This window comes from Syntrophomonas sp. UBA5494 (assembly GCF_002426325.1).
Genome location: NZ_DIPG01000128.1, coordinates 1 through 9,464, shown reverse-complemented (window position 1 = coordinate 9,464; position 9,464 = coordinate 1). Strand labels below are relative to the sequence as shown.

Here is a 9,464-nt window from a genome sequence, read left to right as displayed (position 1 = left end):
ATTATTTGGAGGCTTGCGGTTGTCGGACTTTTGAGTTAAAATACTATAGTCCCATTCAGGGAAAAAACAATAAAAGCGTGGAGAGGTGGCTGAGTTCGGCTGAAGGCGCTCGATTGGAAATCGAGTAGACGGCTAATACCTGTCTCGCGGGTTCGAATCCCGCCCTCTCCGCCATTAGGCAATACACCGGCATTCCTTAAACGAAGGAGGCCGGTTTTTGTTTTATGCTCAAAATTTGTACTGCCGTTTTTACTGCCCTTTATTTAAAGAACGCTTTTTAGGTTTCCCGCTTTGTAAAAAATTTCCCTCTCATCCTTAACATTCCCTCTCAACAAGAGCAAGAAATATGTCTTTGTCAGCTATCTTTATGACTCACTTTTACTTCCTAAGATCGCCATGCTTTTGGCATACCCCTTCGCCAGTGCATTTCTTTTGTTCCTCGCCCTTCTTGTCTTTTTTCTTCCCTGACAAGGTCAAGGCGCACCTACGATGACCAAGTTAAAGGTTTAAGAACCATTAAGCAAGATGGTTACGTGACATATACCTTTTTTTTCTCCTTAAACAAATGAACATAGGAATTCATCGTAACGGAGATATTTTGAATACCCAAGCCATTCTTGTATGTCTTTTGCCTTATAGGCTGAACGTGAATCATGCTAGGAACCTTCGCCCAAGTCGTTAAACCAGCTTACTGAAATCTTCTTCGCCGAGAATATCATAAAAATCTGTGGATTTGCTCAATGCCTCCCAGCGTTTTGTTTCCGCGAGCTTTGCCTGATCAGCCGTGTTGGCAATGGATACGGCATCGGGGCCAAGCAAAAGACGCAGAGGCGGATTTTTCTCATTGACGATTTTGATGATCGCCGCAGCAGCCTTGTCTGGGTTGCCTCTTTCTTTGCCCGTATGCTGCCGAATGTACTTCGCCAAGCCTCCCACGGTTTCTTTGTAATCATCCATGGGCTCCACGACCTGCATAGACGAACCGCCCCAATCGGTGCGGAATCCGCCTGGCTCGATCAGGGTAACCTTGATACCAAGGGGGCCCACTTCCTTTGACAGGACCTCGGAGAATCCTTCCACCGCGAATTTAGCCGTCTGATAAGGCGCTAACCCCGGAGAGCCAGCGCGTCCGCCGACAGAGGAAAACTGAACGATATGACCGCTTCTCTGTTTGCGCAGAGTGGGCAACGCGGCTTTTGTAACGTTGATCACGCCCCACAGATTGGTTTCGATCGGAGCGGTTCAGGATAACTTATTCGCTTAGACTGTTATACACCGCGAAAGCATCGCTGATGTTATACTGCTCAGTCTGGTGGCTGCCTTTGGCGCCGGCGGTGACCAGGATGTATTCTTTGCCGTCTTTTTTGGCTAAACTGGCCAGACACAGACCGGCTTCGCCGGTATATCCGGTTTTCCCGCCTAAAAGCTCTCCGCTACTTAAGCTGCAGCCATTTATTTTTTCGAACAGGGTGCTTCTAAATGTAATTCCCTCGGGATGTATGTTGGTAGAGTGGGTTGTATAGCGGGGTGAACAAAAAATTTTTCTGAAAGTATCGTTCTGCAGCGTATAGCTGAGCAGAATGCCCAAGTCCTTAACGGTAGTATAGTTGTTTTGGTCATGAAGACCGGTGGTATTATCAAAATGGGTCCTATTCATACCCAGCTTGGCCGATTTTTCATTCATCAGGGCTACAAAGCCAGGCTCCGAACCACCAATATGATTGGCCAGAGCAATACAGCATTCCGCGCCGCTGGGCAGCAAAACGCCATACAGCAAATCGATGGCTCTGACCTTTTCATTTGGTTGAAAACCGGCCATTGTAGCGTCTGTTTTGTTTAGTTTCTGAAATACATAATCAGGGATTGTGATCTCTTCCTGCAAATCAGGCAGTTGTTCAATGGCGACCAGAGCGGTCATCATTTTGGTCAGAGATGCAGGATAAATCCTGGCTTCACTATTTTTCTGCAATAATATCGTGTGATCGCTCAAACATATCAGAATAGCATAAGGACTATACAATTTGTCAGGGGAAATCGTTGCTGAAGGATTTGCTGTATTAAAGGGTCGTAATGAATGGTCGGGGGAATCATCCTCTAATAAGGGGAAGTCTGCAGAGGTTACAGCGAATTTGCTGATTATGGCAAAGGCTATGATAAATAACAAAAGGAGAAGCAATGTAACCTTTGGACTTTTTTTGATTGCTGGGTATGTCATATATAACCGCTCCTTATCCTGTACTGATTTTATTCAAGCAAATAATAAGGAGCGGTGTTTAAATTCAGGCTTATAAAGTCCTTAAGATTCTCTTATTTCTGCATACATAGCCGGCAAAGTAACCGTGAAGGTGGTGCATTCCATATTGCTTTCCACTGTTATAGCGCCTCCATGAGCGGTCAGTATTTGCCTGGCTATGGCCAGGCCCAATCCAGCGCCTCCGGTATGGGAGGGGCGGGAGGAATCCAATCGATAAAACTTCTCGAAGATGGTGTCTAACTTTCCGGGTGGAATGGGGTCGCCCCGGTTTGCGAAGGTGATAACTATGTTGGTGTTGTCCTCAACGGCAGCAATAGTAATGGGGGTGTTCTCATAGCTATAAGCCATGGCGTTCTTTAAGACATTGTTAAACACCCGGGCCAATTTATCGGCATCTCCCCACAGGGTAAGGCCCTCCGCGGCATTAATCAAAATCTGCTTTCCCAACGGAGCCGCCAGGGGATAGAATTCATCAGCCATCTGCTGGAGCATGAACGGTAAATTGATCCTCTGTCTATTCAAGACCATATCCTGCAAATTAAATCGGGTAATCTCAAAAAATTCATCGATTAAAACTTCCAAACGGTAGGCCTTTTCCAGGGTAATAGCGGTGTATTTGGCCTTCTGCGCCACCGGCATATCCGGGGCTTCGTCTAAAAGGCTCAAGTAACCGATGATCGAAGTCAACGGCGTTTTAATATCATGGGCCAGATAAACCAGCAAGTCGTTCTTGCGCTGCTCGGCTTCCTTGGCGGCCCATTCCCGCTGTTCCAATATGCTTCTGGCTTTATTTAGCTTGGACTCCATAAAGTCCATTTCCGGGGATAGAACAATGTCCTCCGCGGCCCCCTCAACCAGCTTATCCAAGCCCGCACTTATTTCATTGAAATATTTTGTCATTCGCGCCAAAGCCCAATAAAAGAGAAATAGTAACAGGAGGAATAAACCGCCAGCCAGCCACAGGGTTTTGTTGTTGCGGAACAGTTGTTGATATAAATTGATGCTCTCCCGCTGGGATAATGACAGAACATTTTGGCAGAAGGCTACAAACCCGCTGGCAAAGATATCCTGAAGAAATCCATCAATGAGGATATGCTGAATTAATATTCCTAGCAGTATAGCCGCTGATGCAATCATGAGTACCTGCAGCAATATTTTTCTGTTCAGTCTGGAGAAATCATTTCTCAATCTTGTAGCCAACTCCCCATACGGTTTTGATATATTTGGGCCGTTCCGCCGAATCATTCATTTTTTCCCGTAAATGCCGGATATGAACCATAACGGTGTTGTTGCTGCTGGTAAAATATTTTTCACCCCAAACCTGTTGGAACAACTCTTCGGAACTGACCACCCGGCCGCGGTTGGAACATAAAACCCATAGAATCGAGAACTCTGTGGGAGTAAGGGAAAGTTGCCTCTCGTTTAACCTGCATTCATGGGTATCCTTGTCCAGCACCAGGCCCGAAAACGTGATCAGCCGCTCTTCACGGTCGGGCCCCGCAGTATTGTACCTGGTAAACCTGCGCAGCTGCGCCTTGACGCGGGCAACTAATTCCAAAGGCCGAAAAGGCTTGGTGATATAATCATCAGCCCCCAGGGTCAGCCCGGTAATTTTGTCAATTTCTTCTTCCTTGGCGGTCAGCATAATGACCGGGTAGTTGTATTGTTCGCGGATTTGCCGGCAAATGGTGAATCCGTCGATATCGGGAAGCATCACATCTAAGATCGCTAGGTCCAATTTCTCTGTGCGAATGCAATTAAGGGCATCCTGCCCGGTATAGTATTTAAAAACCGTATAATTTTCGTTCTTTAGGTAGACTTCCACCAGATCCGCGATAGCTTGCTCATCATCGACTATCAGGATATTAGCCGGCATAAAATCAGCTTCCCTCCCAATAAGAATATGTCCATCATCATTATACCCTCAAGCTAATGACCATTTAGCCGCAATTATCTTAATAAAAGCTTAAGATTTTAATGAAGGGGGAGGATCAGAATGCTGAATACTAATTCTATAAATCCTATAATTTTTCATCCCATTCAGATATCAATTTTGGAGCACCGGTAACACCCGAAGAATAAGGTATGCAGGACCTTATTCAACAAAGGTTGAGCAGGGCTGCCTGGCGGCTAAATACTGTTATTGGGATTTAAGGTTAAGACTGCAAAATTTGTCAATGGTTATATTTTACACTAGTAAACGGTAAGAACATTGGTTAATAATGTGGAAAAGGAGGTAGCAATCATGAAAAAACTCTTCTCAGTAGTCTTGATGTTATTGTTTATATGCATCCCCCTGCAGATTCCCGATAACACCGCCCCGGTAGACGAAGTTGCAGGCGTCTTTACAAGCACCACTGTCAAACAAGTTCAGGTCACTGCCAGTACGGTGAATTTCAGGACCGGGGCCAGTACCAACCACAGGATTATAACCACTTACAAAAAAGGGACTGTTTTAGATGTTATCGGCAAGATCGGCAGATTTTATGTGGTCAAGAACAGTAAAGACACGGTAGGTTGTGTATCCGGAAATCTCGTTAAGCCTTATACTCCTTCAACGTCTTCAGACGACAGCAATTTTTCCGCCATGCAAAACGAAATGCTGGGATACATAAATGCTGATCGCAAAGCCAATGGCCTGTCACCATTGACTCTTACCAAAAAACTGTGCGATGGGGCTTACCTAAAATCCAAGGATATGGCAGTAAATAATTACTTCAGCCATACCTCGCCTACCTATGGCAGCCCTTTCAATATGATGCAAAGCCTGGGGATCAGCTACTCGGCCGCCGGTGAAAACATTGCCATAAACACTAGTGTTAAAGGGGCCCACAATGCCTTTATGAATTCATCCGGCCATCGCGCCAATATACTCAGCAAGAGCTTCTCCAAAGTAGGTCTGGGCTTCTACCAGAAGGACAGGTCTATCTACGTTACGCAGTGGTTCACCAACTAATCCCATGATAATCTGATCATAGGACTTAAGGCAAAAACCAGCTCTCGGAATTACCCCAAAAACAGAAGAGACGGCTCGGTCTCGTTGCTGCGAGCGGTCCGCGCGAGTATTGTTAATAAACCGGCATTCCAGATATACTGGAAGCCGGTTTATTTATTATTTGGCATAGCTTTGCTTCTGACACTTGATTTGAGATACTTCGCTGGTTTGGCACGAATTGGTGGAGTCCAAAGAGCAAGAAGAGCACCGCTGTGGCAGATAGATTACTTCGGGAATAAGTATGCGGCTTTTAAGCAAAAACCACGCAAGCGGAAGATAAATTTTTCACAAGGCCATAATATGTCGAAATATGTCGTTGCGGCTGGCTAGCTTTAACAGACTTGCCTAAATAGCCGGTTTCGCCCTTTGCGTTTGCATTATCACCCTATTAAACTAGAACATGGCTTAAGATTGTGAAATAAAGTACATATATTGTTTTATTACTTAGGAGGATGATACTGATGTGCAGTGACTGCAAAAATGTTTTGAAAGAAGAAAAATTCAGCCAACTTGATCGTTACATCTCATCTTTGGAAGATACCAAAGGCGCACTAATTTCCGTTTTGCACCAGGCCCAGTCCATCTTTGGATATTTGCCGCAAGAAGTTCAGAGTTATGTGGGCAAAAAGCTTAACATCCCCAGCTCCAAGGTAAATGGAGTTGTGACCTTCTATTCCTATTTCACAGAAAGGCCCAAAGGGGAGCATATTATTCAAATCTGTATGGGCACAGCCTGTTTTGTGAGAGGTTCGGAAAGCATTCTTAAGATGCTCGAGGAGAAGCTCAGGGTAAAAGCGGGTCAGACCACCGGAGACGGCAAATTCAGCATCGACCCCTTGAGATGCGTGGGAGCCTGCGGATTAGCCCCGGTAGTAAGTATTGACGGCAAAGTATTTGGTTGGGTAACCCCTGATCAGGTTGACCATTTACTGGAGAAATACGAGTAAGGGGGAGGTTTGGCAATGAGGAGAATAAATAGCTTTGATGAACTCAAATCGCTTCATGCAGAGCTTTCCAAACCCAGCGGCGCTACCCGGGTATATGTCGGATTCGGGACTTGTGGCATAGCTGCCGGGGCCAAGGATTCCATGGCAGCCATGCAGGATGAGATACAAAAGCTTGAAATTACAGATGTTGAACTGATTAGGGTCGGTTGTATGGGCAGCTGCTATGCGGAGCCTACCTTCGAAGTGGTGCGGCCCCATCAGCCTGCGGTAGTATACGGCTATGTAGATCAGGATAGCGCCAGGGAAATAGTGAGAATTCATCTGGCAGGAAACCGGCTGCTGGAACACAAGAGGATTCCTAAACCGGGAATTGACGACCGGCAGGTGCGTATTGCTTTGAGGAACTGCGGCACAATTGATCCGGAATCCCTTGAAGACTATATAGCGGTACAAGGCTATCGGGCTTTGGGACAATGTCTCACCACAAAAACAGCAGAGGGGATTATTCAAGAAGTTATTGGGTCAGGCCTCAGAGGCAGAGGCGGCGGCGGTTTCCCCACAGGTTTAAAGTGGAAAACCACAGCCTTAGCCCGGGACGATCAGAAGTATATCATCTGTAACGCGGATGAGGGCGACCCCGGTGCGTTTATGGACAGAAGCATTCTGGAAGGCGACCCCCATAGTGTTCTGGAGGCCATGGCTATTGCGGGTCATGCGGTTGGAGCCAGTCAAGGCTATGTCTACATAAGAGCAGAATACCCTCTGGCGGTTGCCAGGCTCTTGATCGCTATTGAGCAGGCCCAACAGGCCGGGTTGTTGGGCAAAAACATTATGGGCACCGGGTTTGACTTTGATATAGACATCAAATATGGAGCCGGGGCCTTCGTTTGCGGGGAAGAAACTTCGCTGATTCATTCCATTGAAGGAGACCGGGGCGAGCCCAGCAACAAGCCTCCGTTTCCGGCGGAAAGCGGCCTTTGGGGGCGGCCTTCTTCGGTGAATAATGTTGAAACCCTGGCCAATATCACCGCCATTATCCTTAAAGGACCGGACTGGTTTAGCTCAATTGGCACAGAACAAAGCAAGGGCACCAAAGTATTCGCCCTGGCTGGAAAAATAAAAAGAGTCGGTCTGTACGAAGTCCCTATGGGTATAACCGTGCGTGAGATAGTATATGAAATGGGTGGCGGCATTATCGATGATAAGGCATTTAAGGCGGCTCAGACCGGGGGACCGTCCGGGGGATGTATTCCCGCAGTATATTTGGATACCCCGATAGATTATGACAGCCTGGCTGCTATTGGCTCTATGATGGGTTCGGGCGGCATGATTATCATGGATGAAAATGACTGCATGGTCGATGTAGCCAAGTTTTACCTGGAATTTATCGTAGAAGAGTCCTGCGGGAAATGCACGCCCTGTCGAATAGGCAATAAGCGACTCTATGAGATGCTGGATAAAATAACCGGCGGCAAGGGAAGCCTGAAAGATCTTGCCAAGCTCAAAGAGCTTGGCGAAACCATTAAGGATACTTCTCTATGCGGCTTGGGACAGAGTTCCCCCAACCCCATACTCAGCACCTTGAAATACTTCCACCAGGAGTACGTAGGGCATGTTCAAGACAAAAAGTGCCAGGCCGGGCGCTGTTCGGCTCTTTTAGCATACTGCATCGACCCCGAAAAGTGCAGCGGCTGTACGATTTGTGTGAAAAAATGCCCGGCACAATGCATCGAAGGCGCAGTCAAAAAGCCGCATCGTATCATACAGGATAAGTGCATCAAATGCGGTTCTTGTATGGCGGTATGTAAATTCGGCGCCATAGAGAAGCGCTAGGGGAGGAGATAATTATGAATGAAGTAAAAATCGAAATTAATGGTGTAGAGTTGTCAGCTCCAGCAGATTTGACCATATTGCAGGCCGCCCGTCTGGTTGATGTAGATATTCCAACACTATGTCACCTCGATCTGCACAATCCCCAAGTAACCTTCAAAGAGGCTTCATGCCGGGTATGCATGGTGGAAATCGAAGGCAGAAAAAATCTGGCCCCGGCCTGTATCACTACAATAACCGAGGGAATGCGGGTAAAAACCAGCACCCCCAGAGCGATCAGGGCCAGGAGAACCTCGGTGGAACTCCTGCTGTCCGATCATCCCCAGGACTGTTTGGTCTGCGAAAAGAACCAGAACTGTGATCTGCAGCAGCTGGCGGCTAAGCTGGGCTTAAGAAATGAGCTCAAATACCAGGGGGCTATGTCCTGCTATGAAAAAGATTGCTCCAGCAATTCCATTCAGAGAAATCCTGATAAATGCGTACTCTGCCGGAGATGCGAAATCATGTGCAACGATTTCCAAACCTGCGGCGTACTCTCAGCTGTGGGCAGAGGTTTTGAGACCATTATCAAGCCTACCTTTGGATTGCCTATGAGGGAAACCGCCTGTACATTCTGCGGTCAATGCGTGGCGGTATGCCCCACAGCGGCCCTCTCGGAAATGAGTGTGGTCAGTGAGGTTTGGGATGCCATCAATAATCCCGATAAATTTGTAGTTGTTCAAACCGCCCCCGCAGTTAGGGTAGCCCTGGGCGAAGAGTTCGGGATGGAACCCGGGCAGGCGGTGACCGGCAAAATGGTAGCCCTGCTCAGGAAATTGGGTTTTGACAGAGTATTCGATACGGATTTTGCGGCGGATCTTACCATAATTGAAGAAGCCTCAGAGTTTGTACACCGCCTGCAGCACAATGGCACTCTGCCTATATTGACCAGTTGCTGTCCGGCCTGGGTCAAGTTCTTTGAACACCAGTTTCCTGATTTGATGGCTATCCCCTCCAGTTGCAAATCTCCCCACGAGATGTTCGGCGCCATCGCTAAAAGCTACTATTGTGAGAAATTCGGAATAGACCCGCAAAGACTTATAGTGGTATCGGTGATGCCCTGTCTGGCCAAAAAGTACGAAGCAGCCCGGCCTGAACTCAGCAACAAAGGGAGCAGAAATGTTGATCATGTCATAACCACCCGGGAATTAGCCAAAATGGCCAAAGAAGCCGCTATAGACTTCAAAGTGCTGGAAGACGAAGTATTTGACAATCCGCTGGGTGAGTCCACCGGTGCTTCGGTAATATTCGGAGCCACCGGCGGGGTAATCGAAGCCACCTTGAGGACGGCTTATGAATGGCTGACCGAAACCACTCTGGAGAAGGTCGATTTTGAGGAGCTGCGCGGGATGAAAGGCATCAAATCGGCTACTGTCAAAATCAATGGTATGGATGTGCG

At 47.3% G+C, this 9,464-nt stretch carries 8 protein-coding genes and 1 tRNA gene; 5 read left to right on the top strand and 4 right to left on the bottom strand.

All coding sequences use genetic code 11. The annotated features are described in order from the left end of the window. Positions 1-79 precede the first annotated feature (79 nt). A tRNA-Ser gene (locus B3W37_RS14420) sits at positions 80-174 on the top strand. A 504-nt stretch (positions 175-678) separates the two neighbouring features. Here the strand turns inward: B3W37_RS14420 and B3W37_RS14415 are convergent. The 4 genes from B3W37_RS14415 to vanR form a co-directional block, all read right to left on the bottom strand. After that, a complete protein-coding gene (locus tag B3W37_RS14415; RefSeq protein ID WP_483176225.1) occupies positions 679-1,221 on the bottom strand; it encodes an SDR family NAD(P)-dependent oxidoreductase in 543 nt (180 codons plus the stop codon). Positions 1,222-1,252: 31 nt separating this feature from the next. Continuing rightward, complete coding sequence (locus tag B3W37_RS14410; protein ID WP_483170340.1) at positions 1,253-2,215, bottom strand: D-alanyl-D-alanine carboxypeptidase family protein; 963 nt, start codon at positions 2,213-2,215, stop codon at positions 1,253-1,255. 81 nt (positions 2,216-2,296) lie between these two features. Continuing rightward, positions 2,297-3,391, bottom strand: a complete 1,095-nt coding sequence (locus B3W37_RS14405; RefSeq protein WP_483176224.1) for a sensor histidine kinase — start codon at positions 3,389-3,391, stop codon at positions 2,297-2,299. A 40-nt stretch (positions 3,392-3,431) separates the two neighbouring features. Beyond that, positions 3,432-4,130: a VanR-ABDEGLN family response regulator transcription factor gene (gene vanR / locus B3W37_RS14400; protein ID WP_481042012.1), complete on the bottom strand. Its 699-nt coding sequence runs from the start codon at positions 4,128-4,130 to the stop codon at positions 3,432-3,434. A gap of 369 nt (positions 4,131-4,499) precedes the next feature. Here vanR and B3W37_RS14395 point away from each other — a divergent pair, with 369 nt between their 5' ends. The 4 genes from B3W37_RS14395 to B3W37_RS14380 form a co-directional block, all read left to right on the top strand. After that, on the top strand, positions 4,500-5,210 hold the full coding sequence (locus B3W37_RS14395) for a CAP domain-containing protein (RefSeq protein WP_483170343.1): 711 nt from the start codon (positions 4,500-4,502) through the stop codon (positions 5,208-5,210). A gap of 500 nt (positions 5,211-5,710) precedes the next feature. Beyond that, on the top strand, positions 5,711-6,196 hold the full coding sequence (nuoE, locus tag B3W37_RS14390; RefSeq protein WP_483176215.1) for an NADH-quinone oxidoreductase subunit NuoE: 486 nt from the start codon (positions 5,711-5,713) through the stop codon (positions 6,194-6,196). Between the two features lie 15 nt (positions 6,197-6,211). After that, positions 6,212-8,029, top strand: coding sequence for an NADH-ubiquinone oxidoreductase-F iron-sulfur binding region domain-containing protein (locus B3W37_RS14385; protein WP_483176214.1), 1,818 nt, complete (start codon positions 6,212-6,214; stop codon positions 8,027-8,029). A gap of 14 nt (positions 8,030-8,043) precedes the next feature. Beyond that, the coding region (locus tag B3W37_RS14380) for a [FeFe] hydrogenase, group A (RefSeq protein ID WP_483176213.1) at positions 8,044-9,464 on the top strand (1,421 nt) is incomplete at its 3' end.